This window comes from Streptomyces sp. NPDC006923 (assembly GCF_040635655.1).
Taxonomy (GTDB): Bacteria; Actinomycetota; Actinomycetes; order Streptomycetales; family Streptomycetaceae; genus Streptomyces.
In genome coordinates, this window is sequence record NZ_JBEYIF010000025.1 from 20,798 (window position 1) to 44,439 (window position 23,642).

Sequence of the window (23,642 nt, forward strand, 5' to 3'; positions counted from 1 at the left end):
GTTCAAAGGGAGGCATATGCGTCATCGAGATCAGCTCAGTTCCCTGTCGATGAAGCTGAGGACGTCGTCGGCGCTCGCGTCGTCGAGCATCTCAGTGACGGTTTCGTCCTCGGCGCCGAGGGTCTGGCGGACGGTCGACACCAGGGCCTGCAAGCGGGCCTGGAGCCGGGTCCGTTCGATCTCGGAGGCGGCCATGCCCGAAACGGCCGCTTCGAGCCGGTCGAGTTCGGCCAGTACGGAGTCGTCGGCCGGCCGGTCCGGCCGGTCCAGGCGGTCGTCGAGGTATTCGGCGAGCTGCCCCGGGGTCACATAGTCGAACAGCAGCGTGGCCGGCAGTTCGAGTCCGAGAACCGCGCTCAGCCGGTTGCGGAATTCGACCACGATGAGCGAGTCGAAGCCGAGGTCGGTGAAGGCGCGACCGGTGTCCACGGCGGAGGCGTCGTCATGGCCGAGGACGGCGGCCACCTGGCCGGCCACCAGGGTGACCAGAGCGCGCCGCCGGTCGGAGGCGCTGAGTCCGGCCAGTTCCGCCGTGAACGGCTCGCCGTCGGAGCCGGCCGCGCCGGGCGTGGTCCTGACGCTCGCCAGCTCCGGGATCTCGCCGAGCAGCGTGGCACGTCGGCCCGACGCGGCCAGGGCCGGCGCGAGCCGTTCCCAGGCCACATCGGCGACGACGACATACGTCTCGTCGCGGTCCATGGAAAGCCGCAGCGCCTCGGTGGCCGGCTCCGGGTCCATCGGGACGATGCCCCGGCCTCCTTCCGATGTCGTCGGCGTCCCGCCCGCCATGCCACCGCCGGCCCAGGCGCCCCAGGCGATCGCCGTCGCCCGCAGTCCCAGGGCCCGGCGATGGTGGGCGAGCCCGTCGAGGAAGGCGTTGGCGGCGGCGTAGTTGCCCTGGCCCGCGCCACCGAGCACCCCGGCGAGCGAGGAGAAGAGCACAAAGGCCGAGAGATCCAGCTCGCGGGTCAGCTCGTGCAGGTTCCAGGCCGCTTCCGCCTTCGGGCGCAGTACGGAGGCGAGCCGCTCGGGAGTCAAAGCGTCGAGTACGCCGTCGTCGAGCACCCCGGCCGCGTGGATCACCGCGGACAGCGGGGCGTCGTCGCCGATGGAGGCCAGGAGCCGCGCGAGCGCGTCCCGGTCGGTCAGATCGCAGGCGGCGAGCGTCACCCGGCTGCCGGCGGCGGTCAGTTCCGCGGCCAGCTCCTCCGCGCCGGGAGCGGCGGCGCCGCGGCGGCCGACCAGCAGCAGGTGTTCGGCGCCCCGGGCCGCGAGCAGCCGGGCGACACGCGCTCCGAGCGCTCCGGTCCCACCTGTCACCAGCACGGTGCCGGCCCGCGCCGCTGTCCCGGCCGGGGGCGACGAGGGTGACACGGTGGCCGGAGCGGGCGCGTGCACCAGACGCCTCGCCAGAATTCCGGCGGGGCGCAGCGCGACCTGGTCCTCCCCGGAGACCCCTGACAGGACGCCGAGCAGCCGGGCCAGAGCACGTTCGCCCGGCTCGACGGCCAGGTCGATCAAACCGCCCCAGCGGCGCGGGTGCTCCAGGCCGACGGCGGAGCCGAGGCCCCACACCTGAGCCTGGACGGGGTGGGATACCTCTCCGGTGGCGCCGCGTGTCACGCACCAGAGAGGCGCGTCGAGACCGATGTCCCCGAGCGCCTGGACGAGTGCGAGTGTCCCGGCGAGCCCTGCGGGCACTCCGTCCGCCACGGTCTCATCGAACGCGAGGAAGGACAGCACTCCGGCGACAGTCTCGTCGGCGGTCGCGGCGCGCAGCCGGTCCGCCAGCGCCTGGCGGGCCGCCGTCGGGCCGGCCGTGACGAGCCGGGCGTCGAGCGCGGTGGCCGCCGCCGTCACCCAGGCGTCCTCCTGGTACGAGTCGGGCACAACCAGCAGCCAGGTACCGGGGGCGGTGCCCGGGGCGTCCGCGACGGGCACCCACTTCACCTGGTAGCGCCAGCCGTCCACGGTGGTCCTGCGCCGGTGGCTGCGGTGCCAGGAGGACAGCATCGGCAGCGCGGCGTTGAGGGAGTCACGGCCGTTCTCGTCGCCGGCCGCGAACTCCTCGGCCAGTGCGGACAGATCGCCCCGCTCGACGGCCTCCCAGAACGCGGCCTCCGACGTACCGGCGCCGACGGCGGCGGCCGGTGGTACGTCGAGCCAGTACCGCTGCCGTTCGAAGGCGTAGGTCGGCAGGTCCACTCGGGGGCCGCGGTGACCTGCGAAGAGCACCGGCCAATTGACCGTGGCGCCGCCCGCGTACATCTGGGCGAGGCCGGCGAGGAAGGTCCGGCGCTCGTCGCGGTCGCGGCGGAGCAGTTGGGTCACCACCCGCTCACCGGCGTCCGCTTCGGCGCCGAGGCATTCCTGGACCATGGCGCTCAGCACTCCGTCCGGGCCCAGTTCGACGAACCGGGACACCCTCCGGCCGCGCAGCACGTCCACGCCGTCGGCGAACCGGACCGCTTCGCGTACCTGGCGCACCCAGTAGTCGGGTGAGCGCAGCTCCTCTTCACCGGCGAGTTCGCCGGTGACATTGGAGATCACGGGGATACGCGGGGCCGAGAAGGTCAGGCTCTCGGCGACCTGCCGGAAGGCGGCGAGCATCGGCTCCATACGTGCGGAATGGAAGGCGTGCGAGACCCGCAGGCGCCGTGTGCCGCGTCCTCGCGCGGCGAACAGCCCGGCCAGTTCGAGGACGGCCTTCTCGTCTCCGGAGACGACCAGTGACGTGGGGCTGTTGACCGCGGCGAGACTCACTCCCTCGGTCAGCTCCGGGGTGATCTCCTCCTCGGTCGCCTGGATGGCGGCCATGGCGCCGCCCTCGGGGAGTGCCTGCATCAGCCGGCCGCGCGCGGCGACCAGGGCGCAGGCGTCGTCGAGCGAGAGCACACCGGCGACATGCGCGGCGCTGATCTCTCCGATCGAGTGGCCGAGGAGGAAATCGGGCCGCAGGCCGAACGACTCGACCAGCCGGAACAGAGCTACTTCGAGCGCGAACAGCGCGGGCTGGGTGAGTTCCGTACGGTCCAGGGCGCCGGATCCGTCCGGGGCCACCGTGTCCTCGGTCAGGATCAGCTCGGTCAGCGACCGGTCGAACCGGCCGCTGAAGCCGTCCGACACGGCGTCCAGGGCCTGCGCGAAGACAGGGAAGGCGTCGTACAGCTCCCGGCCGGTGCCGGCGCGCTGCGAGCCCTGGCCGGAGAACAGGAACGCCGTCCGGCCGCCTGTCCTGGCGATGCCTCTGGCGATGCCTGCCGCCGGGCCGTGGTCCGGTTCACCGGCCGCGAGCGACCTCAGTCCGCGCAGGAGTTCGTCCCGGTCACCGCCGAGCAGTACGGCGCGGTGCGGCAATGCCGCGCGCGTGGCGACCAGCGCCGTACCGACACCGGCGAGGGGCAGGGCCGGTTCGGCCTCGATCCGAGTCAGCAGCCGGGCCGCCTGGGCGCGCAGCGCCGTTTCGGTCTGCGCCGACACCACCCATGGCACGAGCGTGTCCCCGCTGCCGGCCGGTTCCGCCGACGCGTCCCGTACCGGCTCGGCCTGCTCGATGATCACATGCGCGTTGGTGCCGCTGATCCCGAAGGACGACACCCCGGCCCGGCGCGGACGGCCCGCGTCCGGCCACGCCGCCTCTTCCGTGAGGAGCCGTACGGCGCCGCTCTCCCAGTCGACGTGCGACGACGGCTCGTCGACATGCAGCGTCCTGGGAGCCACACCCCGCTGCACGGCCATGACCATCTTGATGACACCGGCGATGCCCGCCGCGGCCTGGGCGTGGCCGATGTTGGACTTGATCGAGCCCAGCAGCAGCGGCCGGTCCTCGGGCCGGTCCTGCCCGTAGGTCGCCAGGAGCGCCTGGGCCTCGATCGGGTCGCCCAGCGAGGTGCCGGTGCCATGGGCCTCGACCACGTCGACGTCCGAGGTGGACAGGCCGGAGACGGCGAGGGCCTGGCGGATCACCCGTTGCTGGGACGGGCCGTTCGGGGCGGTCAGGCCGTTGCTGGCGCCGTCCTGGTTGACCGCGGTGCCCCGGACGACGGCGAGCACGTCATGACCGAGCCTGCGGGCCTCGGACAGCCGCTCGACCACGACCATGCCGACGCCCTCGGACCAGCCGGTGCCGTCGGCGGAGTCGGAGAACGCCTTGCAGCGGCCGTCGGCGGCGAGACCCCGCTGGCGGCTGAATTCGACGAAGACACCGGGCGTGGCCATCACCGTCACACCGCCGACCAGCGCGAACGAGCATTCGCCCGCGCGCAGCGCCTGACCGGCGAGGTGCAGCGCCACCAGCGACGACGAGCAGGCCGTGTCGACGGTGACCGCTGGGCCTTCAAGGCCGAAGGTGTAGGAGAGACGGCCCGACATGACACTCGATGTGTTGCCGGTGCCGATGTGGCCCTCCAGGTCCTCGGCGGCGCTTCCGGCACGCTCGGCGTAGCCCTGGTAGTAGGCGCCGACGAACACACCGCCGTTGCTGCCCTTGACCGAGGCCGGGTTGATACCGGCCCGTTCGAACGCCTCCCACGAGGTCTGAAGCAGGAGCCGCTGCTGCGGGTCCATCGCCAGTGCCTCGCGGGGTGAGATCCCGAAGAAGCCGGCATCGAACTCGGCCGCGTCATGGAGGAAGCCGCCCTGGCGGACATAGCTGGTGCCCGCGCGCTCCGGGTCGGGGTCGTAGAGGCCGTCGAGGTCCCAGCCTCGGTCGGCGGGGAACTCCGTGACGCCGTCGGCCCCCGTCGCGACGAGGCGCCAGAGGTCCTCGGGCGACGCGACGTCCCCGGGGAAGCGGCAGGCCATGCCGACGATCACGATCGGGTCGTCGATGGCCGGCGGCGGTGTGGTGAGCGCGGATGTCCGCGCGGGGACGGTGAGTTCGGCGCTGTGGCCGCCGGCGGTTTCGTCTCCGAGCTCGCCGAGTTCGGAGAGGAGATGGCCGGCGAGCGCGGGCGGGGTCGGGTAGTCGAAGACCAGCGTGGCGGGCAGCCTCAGCCCGGTCTCGGTGGTGAGCCGGTTGCGCAGTTCGACGGCGGTCAGCGAGTCGAAGCCCAAGTCGCTGAAGGCGCGTTCGATGTCGACCGATCCCGCGCCGCTGTGGCCGAGGACAACCGCGACCTGTTCCCGTACGAGGTCGATCATCGCCGTGCCCCGGTCGGACGGGTCCAGCGCGGCCAGCCGGTCGCGCAGTGTGATGGATCCGGCCGTCCGCGCGGTGGCGACCGCGCGCCGGGCCGGTGCCCGTACCAGGCCACGCAGGACCGGCGGGATCTCGGCCTGGTCCTGCATGACCCGTATGTCCAGCGGCGTGGCGACCACAAGCGGGTCGGCCAGCCTGGTGGCCGCGTCGAACAGGGCGAGCCCCTGTCCCTTTGTGAGGGGCGGCATTCCGGAGCGGGCCATCCGGCCCACCTCGATCTCGCCCAGGTGGGCGGTCATGCCGCTGCGCTCCTCCCAGAAACCCCAGGCCAGCGAGGTGGCGGGCAGCCCGAGTGCCTGCCGGTGTCCGGCCAGGGCGTCCAGGAAGGTGTTCGCCGCCGCGTAGTTGCCCTGTCCGACACTGCCGAACACACCGGCGACGGACGAGAACAGGATGAACGCGGAGAGGTCCAGGTGGCGGGTGAGTTCGTGCAGATGCCAGGCGGCATCGGCCTTGGACCGGAGGACGGTGTCCAGCCGCTCCGGGGTGAGCGCGCCCACCACACCGTCGTCGAGTACCCCCGCGGTGTGCACGACCGCTGTCAGTGGGTGGTCGGCCGGGATGGACGCCAGGACGCCGGCGAGTGCCTCGCGGTCACTCACATCGCACGCGGCGACCCGCACATCGGCACCGTACCCCGACAGCTCCGCGACCAGCTCCACCACACCCTCGGCGGCACCACCACGACGGCTCAGAAGCACCAGATTCCTGACCCCGTGCTCAGCCACCAGATGCCTGGCGAGCAACCTGCCCAGACCACCCGTACCACCCGTGACCAGCACCGTCCCACCGGAATCCAACGACCTCGGCACCGTCAGCACAATCTTGCCGACATGCCGCGCCTGACTCATAAAACGGAACGCGTCCACCGCCCGCCGGACATCCCAACTCCGTACCGGCAACGCACACACCGCACCCGAACCAAAGAGCTCCAGCAACGCGGCGAGCATCTCCCGAATCCGGTCGGGACCGGCGTCGAACAGGTCGAAGGGCTGGTAACTGACCGACTCCCACTCACGGATGTCGGTCTTGCCCATCTCCATAAAACGGCCGCCAGGCGCCATCAGCCGCAACGACGCGTCGATGAACTCACCGGCCAGGGAGTTCAGTACGACATCGACCCCACGGCCACCCGTGACCTGCCGGAACTGCTCCTCGAAGTCCAGCGTACGCGACGACGCGATGTGATCGTCCGGAACGCCCAACGCACGCAGGGCGTCCCACTTGCCCGGGCTGGCGGTAGCGAACACCTCGACACCCCAGTGCCGGGCCAACTGAATCGCCGCCATACCGACACCGCCGGCACCGGAGTGGATCAGGATCGACTCGCCGGACCGCAGCCCGGCCAGATCCCGCAGACCGTAGTAAGCGGTCAGAAACACCACGGGCACCGACGCCGCGTCCTCGAACGACCAGTCCTCCGGCATGTTGGCGAGGACGCGCTCGTCGGAGACCGCCACTGAGCCGACACCACCGACCAGCATGCCGAACACCCGGTCCCCGGGGCTCAGTCCGGTGACATCCGGACCCGTCTCCAGCACCACACCGGCGCCTTCGATACCCACGGTCCTGTTGTCACCCGGATACATCCCGAGCACGGTCAGCACATCACGGAAGTTCATGGCGGCGGCCCGCACACCGACGCGGACCTCTCCGGACTCCAGCGGTCCGGCCAGCTCGGGCGCCGGCAGCAGCGTCAGATTCTCCAGCGTCCCCTTGGCGCCGATGTCCAGCCGCCAGGGAGCGTCCCCGGCCGGAGGCACCAGCGCACTACCCGCGGACATCCGGGACAGCCTTCCGGCCCGGATCTCACCGTCGCGGACGATCACCTGCGGTTCACCGGACGCCAGAGCGGCCGGTATCGCGTCGAGCGAGTCGTCGTCGGTGTCGACCAGCAGGAACCGGCCCGGGTTCTCCGACTGCGCGGAGCGCACCAGCCCCCACACCGACGCGGAGACCACATCGACGGCGACGCCCTCGCCGATGGCACCCCGCGTCAGGAAGACCAGACGGGAGTCGGCGAACCTGGCATCCGCCAGCCACGCCCGCACCAGAGCGAGTACGCGGCCGGTCATCTCACGCACACCGCCCGGCACATCCATACCGGGGGCGGGTTCGATCCGCACCAGCACCGTCTCCGGTACGGCGTCCAGCTCCGCCAGAGCGGCCACGGCGTCGGCGCCGGGCAGGGCGGGATCGCCCAGTACGGCGAACGAACCGCCGGCCCGGCCCTCCTCGGCCCGCGACGGCACCCAGTCCAGCCGGAACAGCGCGTCCCGGTTCGCGGCCGACAGCGACTCCGGCTCGACCGGCCGCAGCGTCAGTGAGTCCACCGACAGCACCGGCGCTCCCGCCTGGTCGGACACTTCGAGCGACACCGCGTCCACGCCCACCGTGGTGAGGCGTACCCGGACGGCGGAGGCACCGGTGGCGTGCAGCGACACACCACGCCACGAGAAGGGCAGCCGTCCGCCTTCGGTCCCCGCCAGGCCGGCGAAGACCGCCGACTGGACGACCGCGTCCAGCAGCGCCGGATGCAGACCGAACTCGCGGGCCTTGGCCTCGTCGTCCAGCGCGACCTCAGCGAAGATCTCTTCACCGCGCTGCCAGACCGTGCCCAGTCCCTGGAAGAGCGGTCCGTAGACAAAGCCCGCCTCGGCGAACCGCTCGTAGAAGCCGTCGAGATCGACCGGCCGCGCCTCCGCCGGCGGCCACGGGGCCGTGTCGGCCGTGGTCACCGGGGCACCGACGTCTCCCGGCGTCACCGTACCCACCGCATGGGAGGTCCAGAGGATGTCCTCGCCCCGCGAGTAGACACCCACGGTGCGGCTGCCCGTCGCGTCCCGGCCGCCGAAGACGACCTGGAGCTGGACACCGCCGCGCTCGGGGAGCACGAGTGGCGCTTCGAGGGTCAGCTCCTCGATCCGGCCGCAGCCGACCTCGTCGCCGGCCCGGACGACCAGTTCCAGGAAAGCCGTGGCGGGCAGCAGCACCACACCGCCGATCGCGTGACCGGCCAGCCACGGGTGCGACAGCAGGGACAGCCTGCTGGTGAAGACATAACCGTCCGACTCCGGCAGTTCAATGCCCGCGCCGAGCAGCGGATGGTCCATCGCGCCGAGGCCGAGCGCGGCCGCGTTCCCCTCGCCCGCCCCCGCTGTCGGCCAGTAGTGCTCGCGCTGGAAGGCATACGTCGGCAGCTCGACGCGGCGGCCCGCACCGATCACCGCCTTCCAGTCCGGCGACAAACCGCGGGCGAACAGCTCAGCGGACGCGCTGATGATCGCGGTGTCCTCGGGACGGTCCTTGCGCAGCACGGGGACGGCCACCACCTCGGCGGTCTCCTGTGCCATCGCGGACAGTGTGCCGTCAGGACCGAGTTCGACCAGGGTGGTGACGCCGGAGTCCACCAGCGCGCGCACACCATCCGCGAACCGTACGGTCTCCCGCACATGCCGCACCCAGTACTCCGGATCACTCCACTCGTCGACGACCGCGGCCCCGGTCACCGTCGACACGGCCGCGATCAGCGGCCGGTCGTACGACAACCCGGCGACGACCTGCCGGAACTCCTCCAGCATCGGATCCATCAGGGACGAATGGAACGCATGGCTGACCCGCAGCTTCCGCGACTTCCACTCCCCCCGCACCTGAGCAACGGCCTCTTCGGTGCCCGCGATCACCACCGACGCCGGACCATTCACCGCCGCCAACGACACACCCTCCGGCAACGGCAGCACCTCCGACTCACCCGCCTGAACCGCCACCATCACCCCACCCGACGGCAGCGCCTGCATCAAACGGCCACGCGCCGACACCAGCACACAGGCGTCCTCAAGCGACAGCACACCCGCCACATGCGCGGCGGCGATCTCACCGATCGAGTGTCCCGCCACCACATCCGGAGCAATGCCCCAGGACTCCAGCAGCCGGAACAACGCCACCTCCAGCGCGAACAACGCCGGCTGCGTGAACTCCGTACGTCCCAACGCCTCCTCGTCGTCGAGATCCGGCAGCGTCAACCGCGCACTCAGGGCGTCAAAAGCCTCCGCGAACACCGGGAAGCGGGCATACAGCTCCTGGCCCATACCCGCTCGCTGACTGCCCTGACCGGCGAACAGGAACGCCAGCCGGCCGGTGTCCCGGGCCACTCCCTGGATCGCGGCGGTGGAGCGGCCGTCCCGGGCCAGCTCCGACAGCGCGCCGAAGAGGTCGTCCCGGCTGTCTCCGACCACGACCGCACGATGCTCGAATGTCGCACGTCCCGCGGCCAGGGACATCGCGATATCGGCGGGCTGCGCGGCCGGCATCGCCTGGAGGTGTGTCATCAGGCGTTCCGCCTGCTCCCGCACCGCCTCGGCGGTCTTCCCCGACACCACCCAGGGCAGCACACCCGGCCGGGGTGCGGCCTCCTCCACGACCTCTGCCGGCGGGGCCTGCTCAAGAATGGTGTGCGCGTTGGTACCGCTGATCCCGAAGGAGGAGACGCCGCCTCGGCGGGGCCGACCGGTCTGCGGCCAGGCCGCGGGCTCGGTCATCAGCCGGACATTGCCGCTCTCCCAGTCCACATAGGACGAGGGCTTGTCGACGTGCAGCGTTTGGGGCAGCACACCATTGCGGAGCGCCATCACCATCTTGATCACACCGGCCACCCCGGCGGCGGCCTGCGTGTGACCGATGTTCGACTTCACCGAACCGAGCCACAACGGCTCCTCCCGGTCCTGACCGTAGGTGGCCAACAACGCCTGGGCCTCGATCGGGTCACCCAGCGTCGTCCCCGTACCGTGCGCCTCCACCGCGTCCACCTCGGCGGCCGACAGACCGGCGCTCGCCAGCGCCTGCCGGATCACCCGCTGCTGCGACGGACCGTTCGGCGCCGTCAGACCATTCGACGCACCGTCCTGATTGACCGCGCTGCCACGGACCACGGCGAGCACCTCATGGCCAAGACGGCGCGCCTCCGACAAGCGCTCCACCACCAGCATGCCGACACCCTCGGACCAGCCCATGCCGTCCGCGGCGTCCGCGAACGGCTTGCTCCGGCCGTCCGGCGCGAGCCCGCGCTGCCGGCTGAATTCGACGAAGACAGCCGGCGTCGCCATCACGGTCACACCGCCGACAAGGGCCAGATCGCATTCGCCGGCGCGCAGCGCCTGCACCGCGAGGTGCAGGGCCACCAGCGACGACGAACAGGCCGTGTCCACCGTTACGGCCGGGCCCTCAAGCCCGAATGTGTAGGCGAGCCGGCCCGACATGACACTCGCCGTGTTCCCGGTGCCGATGTGTCCTTCGAGTTCGGTGGCCGCCCGTACGTGCCTCAGGGTCTCGGCGTAGCCGGTGTGGGAGGCGCCGATGAACACTCCACCGGAGCTGCCCTTGACCGACGCCACATCGATACCGGCACGTTCGAACGCCTGCCACGCCGTCTCCAGCAGCAACCGCTGCTGCGGGTCCATCGCCATCGCCTCGCGTGGCGAGATACCGAAGAATCCGGCGTCGAACTCACCGGCGTCGTAAAGGAATCCGCCCTGCCGTGCATAGCTCGTGCCCACATGATCCGGGTCCGGGTGGTAGAGGCCGTCGATGTCCCAGCCCCGGTCCAGCGGGAAGTCCCCCAGACCCTCGTCCCCGGTGAGAAGCATCCGCCACAGGTCCTCGGGCGAGGACACCCCGCCGGGGAACCGGCAGGCCATCCCGACGATCGCGATCGGATCGTCGGAAACCGGTGTCGTCGTCCGGGCCGGCGCGGCCGGTCCGGAGTCGGTGTCGGTGTCACCCAGGAGTTCGGCGAGCAGGAAATCGGCCAGCAGCAGTGGAGTGGGATAGTCGAAGATCAGTGTGGCGGGAAGAGTCAGGCCCGTCTCCGCGTTGAGCCGGTTCCGTAGCTCCACCGCCGTCAGTGAGTCGAAGCCCAGGTCCTTGAAGGCCCGTTCGGCTTCGACCGTGGTCCGGGCCTGGTAGCCCAGCACCGTGGCCACCTGGCCACGCACCACATCGGCCAGAGCGAGCCGGCGGTCGCCCGGGCTGAGCCTGGCGAGCCGGTCCCGCAGGGTCGCCGACCGTACAGAACCAGCCGCCACCGAGCGGCGCATCGGCGCCCGCACCAGGGTACGGAGGACCTGGGGAATCAGTGGCCTGGCCCGTACCACCCCCCGGTCCAGGCGCATCGCCACGACGAGGCCGTCCGTGCTGTCCACGGCCCGGTCGAACATCGCCACACCCTGGTCGTTGGAGAGCGGCGGGAAACCGGAGCGTTCCATGCGCCGGATATCGGCGTCGCTCAGTCTCGCCGTCATGCCGGCGGACTGCTCCCAGGCTCCCCAGGCCAGCGAGAGACCCGGCAGGCCGAGGCTCTGCCGGTGCAGCACCAGGGCGTCCAGGAAGGCATTCGCGGCGGCGTAGTTGCCCTGCCCCGGCGTTCCCAGGATCCCCGCCACCGAGGAGAAGGTCACAAAGGCCGACAGACCGAGATCACGGGTCAGCTCGTGCAGATGCCAGGCCGCGTCGGCCTTCGGCCGCAGCACGGTGTCCAGCCGCTCCGGCGTCAACGCGTCGATCACACCGTCGTCCAGCACACCCGCCGCATGGATCACCGCCGTCAGCGGATGCTCGGCCGGAACGGAGGCGAGCACCTCGGCCAGCGCCTCCCGGTCGGCCACATCACACGCGGCCACCTGTACGTCCGCGCCGTGCCCGGTCAGCTCTGCGACCAGGTCGGCGGCGCCTTCGGCCGCCGCACCCCGGCGGCTGACCAACAGCAGACGCCGTACGCCACGCCCGACCACCGCGTGACGCGCCACCAGGCTCCCCAGACCACCCGTACCGCCGGTGATCAGGACCGTGCCTTCGGCGTCCCACGGCTGTACGTCCGCGTCCGGCGACACCGGCGCGAGCCGCCCGATCCGGACCTCCCCGTTCCGCACGACCACCTGCGGTTCCCCGGACGCCACCGCGGCCGGCAGCGCGTCCGGCGAGGCCGGATCGTCGTCGAGGTCGGCCAGGACGAACCGGCCCGGGTGCTCCGACTGGGCCGACCGCACCAGCCCCCAGAGAGAGGCGGCGGCGGAGTCGACCAGATCGCCGGTGGGTACGGCACCTCGGGTCACCAACACCGCGCGGGAGTCACCGAATCGCGGATCCCCGAGCCAGTTCTGTACGAAGGCCAGCACACGGGCGGTCAGGTCACGCACCGCGTCCGGCATGCTCAGGTCCGGATCGGGACCGAAGGGGACGAACACCGTCTCCGGTACGGCCAGGCCCGCGTCGACCGCCGCGCCCAGCTCCGCCAACCCGGCGAAGGAGTCCGCGCCCGGCACTGCCGGTCCGCCCAGCGAGGCGGTCGCTCCCGCGAGTTTCGCCGTGCCCGCCGGTGCGGGCTGCCACTCCAGCCGCAGCAGCGAGTCCTGGCCGGCCGGGAGCGTGGATTCCACACCGTCGACCGCCCGTAGCGTCAGGGACTCCACCGAGGCGACCGGGGCTCCGGCCGGGTCCATGACCGCGAGCGACACCGCTTCCGCGGCCAGCTTGCTGATCTTCACCCGGGCGGCTGTCGCTCCGGTCGCGTGGAGGGCCACACCGCGCCAGACGGAGGCCAAGGGCGCCCCCAGATCCGCGGCGAAGACCGACTGCACCACGGCGTCCAGCAGTGCGGGATGCAGACCGAATCCGTGGGGATCGGTCTCCTCGCTCAGCGCGACCTCGGCGAATATGTCGTCGCCGTTCCGCCACAGTGCCTGAAGGCCCTGGAAGACCGGCCCATGGACGACTCCGGCGTCGGCGAAGCGCTGATACACACCGTCCAGGTCCACCGGCTCCGCGCCGGTGGGCGGCCACAGCTCGGTCCCGAGGGTGAGCCCATGGCCGCTGCCGCTGCCGGAGGCGAGTGTGCCGACCGCGTGCCGGACCCACTCGGTTTCCACGGCGTCGTCCGTGTGCGAGTAGAACGTGACGGCGCGGCGGCCTGACTCATCGGCACGCTCGATGACCACCTGCACCTGCACGCCGCCGGACTCGGGCAGTCTGAGCGGGACTTCGAGCGTCAGCTCGTCGACCCGGTCACAGCCGAAGCGGTCGCCGGCCTGAATGGCCAGCTCGACAAAGGCGGTGGCGGGGAGCAGCACGGAGCCCGCGACGGCGTAGTCCATGAGCCAGGGGTGAGTACGCTGCGACAGCCTGCTGGTGAACAAGTAGGCGTCCGAACCCGGCAGTTCGACGCCCGCGCCCAGCAGCGGGTGATCGACCGCACCGAGGCCGGCAGCCGTCACATCACCGGCACCGCCGGGGACACCCTTGGGCCAGTAACGCTCACGCTGGAACGCATACGTCGGCAACTCGATCCGACGACCGCCGGTCAGTGCCGGGGACCAGTCGACCTGGACACCCTGGACATACAGCTCGGCGGCAGATCGGAGGAAGCGGTCGAGGCCGCCTTCGTCGCGGCGCAGCGAACCCACCACGAGGGCGCGGTCCTCTGAGGTCTCGCCGAGGGGAACGGTCAGGACGGGATGGGCGCTGGCCTCGACGAATACGCCGTGGCCGTGTTCCAGCAGGCTTTCCACGGCCTGCCGGAACTCCACCGTGCCACGCAGGTTTCGATACCAGTACTCGGCGTCCATGCCGGCCGTGTCGAATTCCGTGCCCGTCACCGTCGAATACAACGGAACGCTGGAAGCCTTCGCCTCGACGGGCGCAAGGTCTCGCAGGATCTCGTCGCGGATCAGCTCCACCTGTGCCGAATGCGACGCGTAGTCCACCGGAATACGCCGCACCCGCACACCCGCCGACTCCAACTCCCCAAAGAAGCCATCGAGAGCCTCTACAGCGCCGGAGACCACGACTGATGAGGGACCATTCACGGCCGCCACGGAGACGCCGTGCCGCTCCACCTGCTCCGCTATATCGGCCACCGGGAGCGGCACCGACACCATCCCACCCGTGCCGGCCAGTGCCGTGATCGCCCGGCTGCGCAAGGCCACCACCCGCGCCGCATCCCGCAGACTCAACGCACCCGCCACAAACGCCGCAGCGATCTCACCCTGAGAATGCCCCACCACCGCAGCCGGCACCACACCATACGAACGCCACAACGCAGCCAACGACACCATCACCGCCCACAACACCGGCTGCACCACATCAACCCGCCCCAACACCACCTCATCCGCCAACACGTCGAACAACGACCAGTCGACAAACTCCGACAACGCCGCCGCACACTCACGCATCGACTCCGCGAACACCGGCGACGCATCCATCAACTCCCGCGCCATGCCGATCCACTGCGACCCCTGCCCCGGGAAGACAAACACCACCTTCCCCCGAGCACCAGCAATCCCCCGCACCACCTGCGGTACGGGATTCTGCTCAGTAAGCGCGTTCAATCCCGCAACCAGATCAGCCCGGTTTCCGACCACCACCGCACGATGCTCAAACACCGAACGGGTCACAGCCAGGGAAAAGCCCACATCCACCGGACGACCCTCAACCGCCAACAGACGGGCAGCCTGCGCCTCCAACGCCTCCGCAGACTTGCCCGACACCACCCACGGCACCACACCGTCGACTTCCTCAACCGGCGCGGACTCGATCGCGGGCACCGGCTCGGCCTGCTCCACGATCACATGGGCGTTTGTGCCACTGACGCCGAACGACGACACACCGGCCCTGCGCGGCCGACCCACCTCGGGCCACTCCACCTGCTCGGTCAGCAACTCGACGGAACCGCTGTCCCAGTCCACATGTGAGGACGGCTCGTCCACGTGCAGGGTCTGCGGGAGCACACCGTGCCGCATCGCCATGACCATCTTCATGATCCCGGCCACACCGGCAGCCGCCTGCGTATGACCGATATTCGACTTGATCGACCCGAGCAGCAACGGCTCGTCACGGTCCTGACCGTACGTCGCAAGCAGCGCCTGCGCCTCGATCGGGTCGCCGAGTGTCGTCCCTGTACCGTGCGCCTCGACCGCATCGACATCAGCCGGGGACAGGCCGGCGCTCGCCAGCGCCTGCCGGATCACCCGCTGCTGCGACGGACCGTTCGGCGCCGTCAGACCGTTCGACGCACCGTCCTGATTGACCGCGCTGCCACGGACCACCGCCAGCACCTCATGGCCAAGCCGACGCGCCTCCGACAGCCGCTCCACCACCAGCACGCCCACACCCTCAGACCAGCCCGTACCGTCCGCCGCCTCCGCGAACGACTTGCAGCGACCGTCGACCGACAGCCCTCGCTGCCGGCTGAAGTCGATGAACACCCCGGGAGTGGACATCACGGTCACACCGCCGACCAGCGCGAAGGAGCACTCGCCCGACCGCAGCGCCTGCGTCGCCCAGTGCAGCGCGACCAGCGACGACGAGCATGCCGTATCGACGGTGACAGCCGGTCCCTCCAGACCGAAGGTGTAGGCGAGCCGCCCCGACATCACACTTGAGGTGTTGCCGGTGCCCAGGTATCCGTCGAATTCGTCGCCGCCGCGCCCCGCGCTCTCCGCGTAGCCCTGGTAGTACGCGCCGACGAATACGCCGCCGTTCCTGCCCTTGACCGATGCCGGGTCAATGCCCGCACGCTCGAATGCCTCCCAGGACGTCTCCAGCAGCAGACGCTGCTGCGGGTCCATCGCCAGAGCCTCTCGCGGCGAGATTCCGAAGAACGCCGGGTCGAAGTCCGGGGCCTCGTAGAGGAAGCCGCCGTGCCGCGTGTAGCTCTTGCCCGACCGGTCGGGGTCGTCGTCGAAGAGCGAGTCGACGTCCCAGCCACGGTCCTCCGGGAACTCCCCGATGCCTTCGCCGCCCGTGGCCACGAGCCGCCACAGGTCCTCGGGCGAGGCCACGCCACCGGGGAAGCGGCACGCCATACCGACGATCACGATCGGGTCGTCCGTCGTGGACCGAGATACGACGGCCGTGGGCTCGGCGGCCCGGGGCTGGTCACCGACGAGTTCGGCGAGGAGGTGGTCGGCGAGTGCGACCGGAGACGGATAGTCGAAGATCAGCGTCGCCGGGAGGCGCAGCCCGGTCTCCGTGGTGAGCCGGTTCCGCAGCTCCACCGCCGTCAGCGAGTCGAAGCCCAGATCCCTGAAGGCCCGCTCCGCGTCGATCATGGCGCCGCTGGGATGTCCGAGTACCACAGCGGCCTGGCCGCACACCAGGTCGAGCATGGCGGCATGACGATCGGGAAGGCCCAGAGCTGCCAGGCGATCGCGCAGTCCGGCGGAGCCACCGGCGGTGCCGGAGCCGGACGCCGCTGTCGCACGCCGCAGCGGCGCACGTACCAGGCCGCGCAGGATCGGAGGAATCTCGGTCTGCTTCTGCAGCGCGCGGGTGTCCAGTGGCATGGCCACCAGCATCGCGTCGGGCAGCGCGACGGCGGTGTCGAAGAGGGCCAGTCCGTGGTCGTTCGCCAGCGACGGCATGCCCATCCGTGCCATCCGGCGAATGTCGGCCTCGTCCAGTGCGGCCGTCATCCCGCCGGACTGCTCCCATGCGCCCCATGCGAGCGACTGCCCCGGCAGACCGAGTCGCTGCCGGTGTCCGGCCAGGGCGTCGAGGAAGGTGTTCGCCGCCGCGTAATTGGCCTGGCCCGCGCCGCCGAGCACACCGGCGGCGGAGGAGAAGAGGACAAACGCGGAGAGGTCCAGGTGGCGGGTGAGTTCGTGCAGATGCCAGGCCGCATCGGCCTTCGGCCGGAGGACGGTGGCCAGCCGCTCAGGCGTCAGTGAGCCGATCACTCCGTCGTCGAGTACGCCTGCGGTGTGCACGACCGCTGTCAGTGGGTGTTCCGCCGGGATGGACGCCAGGACGCCGGCGAGCGCCTCGCGGTCGCTCACATCGCAGGCCACCACGTCCACGGCCGTGCCGTGCGCGGTCAGTTCGGCGACCAGCTCCACCACGCCGTCGGCGGCACCACCACGACGGCTCAGAAGCACCAGATGTCTGACCCCGTGCTCAGCCACCAGATGCCTCGCGAGCAACCTGCCCAGACCACCCGTACCACCCGTGACCAGCACCGTACCGCCGGAATCCAAGGACCTCGGCACCGTCAGCACAATCTTGCCGACATGCCGCGCCTGACTCATAAAACGGAACGCGTCCACCGCCCGCCGGACATCCCAACTCCGTACCGGCAACGCACGCACCGCACCCGAACCAAAGAGCTCCAGCAACGCGACGAGCATCTCGCCCATGCGGTCGGGACCGGCGTCGAACAGGTCGAAGGGCTGGTAACTGACCGACTCCCACTCACGGATATCGGTCTTGCCCATCTCCATAAAACGGCCACCCGGCGCCATCAGCCGCAACGACGCGTCGATGAACTCACCGGCCAGGGAGTTGAGTACAACATCGACCCCACGGCCACCCGTGACCTGCCGGAACTGCTCCTCGAAGTCCAGCGTACGAGACGACGCGATGTGATCGTCCGGAACACCCAACGCACGGAGTGTGTCCCACTTGCCCGGACTCGCCGTCGCGAACACCTCCACACCCCAGTGCCGCGCCAACTGAATCGCCGCCATACCGACACCACCGGCACCCGCGTGAACCAGAAGCGACTCCCCGGACCGAAGACCGGCCAGATCCCGCAGACCGTAGTACGCGGTCAGAAACACCACGGGCACCGACGCCGCGTCCTCGAACGACCAGTCCTCCGGCACCTTGGCCAGCAGTCGCCGGTCCGAGATCACCAGTGATCCCAGACCGCCCTCAAGCATGCCGAACACCCGGTCGCCGGGGCTCAGTCCGGTGACATCCGGACCCGTCTCCAGTACCACACCGGCGCCTTCGATACCGACGAGCCGGTTGTCGCCCGGATACATGCCCAGCACCGTCAGCACATCACGGAAGTTGACGCCGGCGGCCCGCACAGCGACCCGCACCTGGCGGGCGGACAGCGGCGCGACCCGTTCGGGCGCCGACGCCAAAGTCAGATTCTCCAGGGTCCCCTTGGCGCTGATCTCCAGCCGCCACGGCGTGTCCCCGGCAGGCAGCGGCAGCCCGCCGCCCGGCGACGAGGTACGTGCCAGCCGTCCGACCCGGATCTCTCCCGCCCGCACAACGGTCTGCGGCTCGCCCAGTGCGACCGCCCCGGGAAGCGCCTCCAGCGACGCGGGGTCCCCATCGAGGTCCACGAGTGCGAAACGGCCCGGATTCTCCGTCTGCGCCGACCGGACCAGACCCCACACCGACGCCGAAACGACATCAACGGCATCCCCGTCGGCGACGGCGCCGTGTGTCACGAACACCGCGCGGGACCCGGCGAACCGCTCGTCGGCCAACCATGCCTGCGTCAAGGCCAGTACATGGGCGGCCGTCGCGCGTACGGCGGCGGGGACGTCCTGCGACCTGGCGCCGGACGAGGCGGGCTCGACCGCGATCAGTACGGTCCCCGGCATCGTCGCGCCCGCGTCGACCGCCGCGCCGAGTGCGGCCAGATCGGCATAGGAGTCGGTACCCGGGGCCCCGAGGCCGCCCCCGCCCAGCACAGCGGTGGAGCCAAGGGGTTCGGCGGCGGGCACAGTGGTCCAGTCCAAGCGGAACAGCGCGTCCTGTGCCGGAGACGACGAGCCCGGGGTGAGCGCGGCCATGTCGACCGGCCGCATGGTCAGTGACTCGACGGACGCGACCGGCCGGCCCGACTGATCGGTCAGTTCCAGCGAGACGGTGTCGGGCCCGGACCGGGTCAGCCGTACGCGCAAGGCGGCGGCGCCCGTGGCGTACAGCGACACTCCGCTCCACAGGAACGGGAGCCGCCCGCCGCCCGCCTCTCCGAGATCGACGAACGCGGCGGACTGGACCACCGCGTCGAGCAGCGCCGGATGCAGGCCAAAACCGTGGACGTCGAGCACGTCCACACCGACCTCGGCGAAGACCTCGTCGCCGCGCCGCCAGACGGACCGCACGCCCTGGAACACCGGACCATAGGCGAAGCCGGCGTCGGAAAAACGCTCGTAGAAACCTTCCGTGGCTACGGAGGTGGCCCCCTCGGGCGGCCATACGGCGGTCTCGAACTCCGGCGCTTTCCCGTTGTCGGGAGCCAGAACGCCGGTCGCGTGCAGCGTCCACTCGTCCTCGGCGCTGGAGTAGACACTCACTCCGCGGCGCGCCGACTGATCGGGAGCGTCGACCACGACCTGTACGGCGAGGGACCCGTGCTCCGGCAGCACCAACGGTGCCTCCAGGGTCAGCTCCTCGACCCGCCCGCACCCGGCCTCGTCACCGGCCCGGACCACCAGCTCCAGGAAGCCCGTGCCAGGGAACAGCACGGTGCCGCCCACGGCATGGTCCGCGAGCCACGGGTAGGCGGCGAGGGAGAGCCTGCTGGTGAGCAGGAACCCGTCGGAGCCGGGCAGTTCGACGGCAGCGCCGAGCAAGGAGTGCTCGGCGGAGCGCAGGCCGAGCGCGGCGGCGTTCCCTGCGGAGGGCATCACCTTCGGCCAGTAACGCTCACGCTGGAAGGCATATGTCGGCAGCTCGACACGGTGGCCGCCCGCGAACACCGCCTTCCAGTCCGGGGTCAGGCCCTGGATGAACAGCTCGCCAAGGGCCGAGAAGACCGTGTGCTCCTCGGGGCGGTCCTTGCGCAGCACGGGCACGGCCACCGTGTCGACCGACTCCTGTGCCATGGCGGACAGCGTGCCGTCAGGACCCAGCTCAACAAACGCGGTCACACCCGCCTCGGCGAGTGCGCGCACACCATCCGCGAACCGTACGGTCTCCCGCACATGCCGCACCCAATACTCCGGATCACTCCACTCATCCGTCACAGAGGCGCCCGTCACCGTCGACACGGCCGCAAGCAGCGGCCGGTGGTAGGAGAGCCCCGCGACGACCTGCCGGAATTCGTCCAGCATCGGATCCATCAACGACGAATGGAACGCATGGCTCACCCGCAGCCTCCGCGACTTCCACTCCCCCCGCACCTGAGCAACGGCCTCTTCGCTCCCGGCGATCACCACCGAGGCCGGACCATTCACGGCCGCGAGCGACACACCCTCCGGCAACGGCACCACCTCAGACTCACCCGCCCCAACCGCCACCATCACCCCACCCGGCGGCAGCGCCTGCATCAAACGGCCACGCGCCGACACCAGCACACACGCATCATCAAGCGACAACACACCCGCCACATGCGCAGCCGCGATCTCACCGATCGAATGACCCGCCACCACATCCGGAGCAATGCCCCAGGACTCCAGCAGCCGGAACAACGCCACCTCCAGCGCGAACAACGCCGGCTGCGTGAACTCCGTACGCCCCAACGCCTCCTCGTCGTCGAGATCCGGCAGCGTCAACCGCGCACTCACCGCGTCAAAAGCCTCCGCGAACACCGGAAAACGGGCATACAACTCCCGCCCCATACCCGCCCGCTGACTCCCCTGACCCGCGAACAAAAACGCCGTCAGCCCCGCAGCACGGGGCACTTCCCTGATCACTCCCGCCGAAGCGGCCAGCTCCGACAGGCCCGCCCGCAACTCGTCCCTGTCGCCCACCACCACCGTGCGATGCTCGAACGCCGCCCGTGTCGTGGCCAGCGAGAAGCCCACGTCGACGGGGCGCGGCTCGGAGCCGGTATCCAGATGCGCCAGAAGCCTCTTCGCCTGCTCACGGACGGCTTCAGGGGTCTTCCCTGACAGCACCCAGGGCAGCGGAAGCGGCAGCTCGGCGGTCTCCTCATGGAATACGGGAGCCGCCTGCTCGATGATCACGTGTGCGTTGGTGCCGCTGATCCCGAACGACGACACACCCGCGCGACGCGGACGGCCCACCTCGGGCCAGTCAGCGGACTCCGTCAGCAGCCGGACATCACCGCTCTCCCAGTCCACATGCGACGACGGCTCATCCACATGCAACGTCCGCGGCAACACACCATGCCGCATCGCCATCACCATCTTGATGATTCCCGCAGCACCAGCCGCCGCCTGCGTGTGCCCGATATTCGACTTCACCGAACCAAGCCACAGTGGCGCCTCACGGTCCTGACCGTAGGTCGCCAGCAGCGCCTGCGCCTCGATCGGGTCACCCAGTGTGGTGCCCGTGCCATGCGCCTCCACCGCGTCCACCTCAGCCGGGGACAACCCGGCCGTGGCGAGCGCCTGCCGGATCACCCGCTGCTGCGACGGACCATTCGGCGCCGTCAGACCATTCGACGCACCGTCCTGATTGACCGCGCTGCCACGGATCACGGCCAGCACCTCATGACCGAGGCGGCGCGCCTCCGACAGCCGCTCCACCACCAGCATGCCGACACCCTCGGACCAGCCCGTACCGTCCGCACCGTCCGCGAACGACTTGCACCGGCCGTCGACCGCGAGGCCCCGCTGGCGGCTGAAGTCCACAAACGTGCCCGGGGTGGTCATCACGGTCACACCACCGACCAGTGCCACATCACACTCGCCCGACCGCAACGCCTGCGAGGCGAGGTGCAGGGCGACGAGCGAGGAGGAGCACGCCGTGTCCACCGTCACCGCCGGGCCCTCAAGACCGTAGGTGTAGGCCAGCCGTCCCGACACCACACTGCCCGCGCTGCCCGTACCAAGATACCCCTCGACCTCGCGCGGGAACTGCGCCAGCGGCGACGACGAGTAGTCCCCGTACATCACGCCCACAAAGACGCCGCCCGCTCGGCCCTTCACCGAGGCCGGATCGATACCGGCCCGCTCGAATGCCTCCCAGGACGTCTCCAGCAGGAGTCGCTGCTGCGGGTCCATGGCCAGGGCCTCACGCGGCGAGATGCCGAAGAACCCGGGATCGAACTCCGCCGCGTCATGGAGGAAACCGCCCTCCCGCGTGTACGACGTCCCGGAGTTGTCCGGGTCCGGGTCGTACAGGTTCTCCAGGTCCCAGCCACGATCGGTCGGGAAGCCCGTGATGCCGTCCCTGCCGCCCGCCACGAGGTCCCACAGGTCCTCCGGTGAGGCCACACCGCCGGGGAAGCGGCATGCCATACCGACGATCACAATGGGGTCGTCCCCGACCGGTGCAGCCGTCCGTACGGGCGACTGGTCGGCGACCTCTCCGACCAGTTCCGAGAGGACGAAGTCCGCCAGAGCCGCCGGTGTCGGGTAGTCGAAGACAAGGGTGGCGGGCAGGGTGAGACCGGTCTCGGCGTTGAGCCGGTTGCGCAGTTCGACCGCCGTCAGTGAGTCGAAACCCAGCTCGCCGAAGGCCCTCTCTTCCTCGATCGCCGTCGCGCTCGCGTGTCCGAGGACGGCGGCGATCTGGCCGCGTACCAGCTCCCTTACGGTCGCGGCGCGACTGTCGGCGACTTCGAGAGCGGCGAACCTGTCCCGCAGAGTCACCGACCGGACCGTTCCTGCGGCCGAGGATCGCCTGAGCTGGGGCCGCACCAAGCCACGCAGCACCGGCGGGATCACCGGCTGACGGCGCACGACCGCGCTGTCCAGCCGCATCGCGATGACCAGCCCGGACGCGGAGCTGTCGACGGCGAGATCGAACAGCGCCATCCCCCGGTCGTTCGACAGCGGCGGGAAGCCCGAGCGCTCCATGCGCCGGATGTCCGCGTCGGCCAGGGTGGCGGTCATACCGCCGGACTGCTCCCAGCCGCCCCATGCCACCGACAGGCCGGGCAGCCGCAGGCCACGCCGGTACAGCGCCAGCCCGTCCAGGAAGGTGTTCGCGGCGGCGTAGTTGCCCTGTCCGGCGCCGCCGAGCACTCCGGCGACGGACGAGAAGAGAATGAACGCCGACAGGTCCAGGTCGCGGGTGAGTTCATGCAGATTCCAGGCGGCGTCGGCCTTCGGCCGCAGTACCGTGTCCAGCCGCTCCGGTGTCAGCGCGTCGATCACACCGTCGTCGAGCACACCTGCCGCATGGATCACGGCGGTCAGCGGATGTCCGGCCGGAATGGACGACAGCACCTCGGCGAGCGCGTCACGGTCGGCCGCGTCACAGGCGACGATCCGTACGGCGGCGCCCAACGCCGCCAGTTCCGCGGCCAGTTCGCCCGCGCCCTCCGCGGTGTCTCCCCGGCGGCTGAGCAGCAGCAGATTCCGTACACCGCGTTCGGCCACAAGATGCCGGGCCAGCACACCGCCCAGGCCGCCGGTACCGCCGGTGATCAGTACGGTGCCGTCTTCGCCCCAGGTCCGCCTCGGCGCCTCGGGGGTCGCCGCCCGTACGAGCCGGCCGATCTGGACCTCGCCCTCGCGCAGCAGGGCCTGTGGCTCCCGCGACGCGACCGCCGTCGGCAGTACGTCGAGCGAAGCGGTCTCACCGTCGAAGTCGAGCAGCATGAACCGGTCCGGGTGTTCGGACTGCGCCGAGCGCACCAGCCCCCACACCGACGCGGCCACGACGTCGACCAGATCGCCGACCGGGACGGCGCCCTGGGTCACGAACACAGCGCGCGAACCGGCGAACCTGTCGTCCGCCAGCCATGCCTGTATCAGACCGAGCACCTCGGCGGTCGCCTCACGCACCGCGCTCG

At 70.6% G+C, this 23,642-nt stretch carries 1 protein-coding gene (cut by a window edge); it reads right to left on the reverse strand.

Features of this window, described 5'->3' with window-relative positions:
- Positions 1-30: 30 nt before the first annotated feature.
- A protein-coding gene (locus ABZ707_RS30830; protein WP_360181281.1) for a type I polyketide synthase crosses the window boundary here: on the reverse strand, positions 31-23,642 show its 3' portion. It continues 3,784 nt past the right edge of the window; 23,612 of the gene's 27,396 nt are visible here — the last part of the coding sequence; its start codon lies beyond the right edge, outside the window — the gene reads right to left on this strand; its stop codon occupies positions 31-33.